The sequence below is a fragment of the Nesterenkonia aerolata genome, assembly GCF_031470965.1.
Taxonomy (GTDB): domain Bacteria; phylum Actinomycetota; class Actinomycetes; order Actinomycetales; family Micrococcaceae; genus Nesterenkonia; species Nesterenkonia aerolata.
The window spans coordinates 1-1,299 of the sequence record NZ_JAVKGR010000044.1 but is presented as its reverse complement, the minus strand read 5'-3'; the positions used below and the strand labels follow the sequence as shown (position 1 = coordinate 1,299).

Below are 1,299 nucleotides of genomic sequence, written 5' to 3'. Positions count from 1 at the left end.
CCTGGGTTTAGTTCCGAGATTTTGGTGCGGACTCGGTCCGCTGTTCATAGTAGGCGCTCTCAACTTCTGCCGGGGTCTGCTGCCCGAGGTTCTCGTGCAGCCTGGCAGTGTTCCACCAGTGGACCCAGTTCATCGTGGCGAACTCCACCTCCGTCAGCGAAGCCCACGCCGGCTGGGAGTAGATCAGCTCGGTCTTATACAGCCCATTGACGCTCTCGGCCAGAGCATTGTCATAGGAATCCCCAACAGTGCCCACCGAAGGGCGGATGCCGTGATCAGCGAGCTTGTCGGTATAGGCGATCGCCACATACTGCGAACCTCTGTCCGAGTGATGCACCAGTTGGGCATCTTCCTGGCGTTTGGCAGTCGCCAGGGCATGCTCCAGCGCTTCCAACGACAGCGCCTCGGTGGTCATCGTCGAACGAGTGGCCCACCCGACGATCCGACGGCTGTAGGCATCGGTGACGAAGGCGGTATAGACGAACCCTGCAACAGTGCGCACATAGGTGATGTCAGCGACCCACAGCCTGCCCGGGGCGGGGGCTTTGAAGTTCCGCTCCACCAGATCCGGACGATGATCCGGCACCGGGGCGGCCACCGTGGTCCGGGGTCTACGGCCTCTCACTGCGCCTTCGACCCCGGCAGCACGCATCAACCGAGCAGTCTGATCCCGACCGATCTCCCAGCCTTCCCGGCGCATGGCATGCCACATCTTCCGCACCCCATAGACGCCATAGTTGGCCGCGTGGATCCGCTGGATCTCGGGAATCAGCAGGCCGTCCTTCAACGCCCGAGCTGACCGGATGCGCGCTTTGGCGGCTCGGTATCCGCGGGAGGTGATGAACCCACCATCTGCCTCGTCCATCACGCGGCAGATGAGCTCGACCCCGAAGCGATTCCGGTGCTCGTCGATGAACCGGATCATCTCGTGGTGGGACGGTCGAGCTCCTTGGCGAAAAACGCCGAGGCAGACTTCAGGATCTCGTTGGCCCGTCGCAGCTCGAGGACCTCAGCCTCCAGGGCCGCGATGCGCTTCTGCGCCTCAGCAGGCTCATCGTCTGAGGTGCTGGACTGGTCATTGACCTGACGGGTCCGCTTCAGCCACCCATAGACGGTGTGGGAAGAAGCTCCCAGCTTGGAGGCCACTGCCTCAGCGGCGCGCCATTTCGAGCAGGCATGTACCCGCTGATGATCCTCCACCATCCTGCTCGCCCGCTCTTTGAACTCCGGGCTGTACCTCTTGGCCATAGTCCCTATCCTCTCTGCTCAACAGATCGGAACAAGACCCAGGACGGTTCA

General features: G+C 62.4%; 1 protein-coding gene. It reads right to left on the bottom strand.

Annotated elements, in window-relative coordinates; translation table 11 throughout:
• Window positions 1-7 precede the first annotated feature (7 nt).
• Window positions 8-1,248 (bottom strand): IS3 family transposase gene (locus RIL96_RS13235; protein ID WP_310549481.1). Its coding sequence is split into 2 segments (ribosomal slippage): window positions 8-951 and window positions 951-1,248, totalling 1,242 coding nucleotides; the frame shifts between segments, so codons are not numbered across the junction.
• Between the last annotated feature and the right edge of the window lie 51 nt (window positions 1,249-1,299).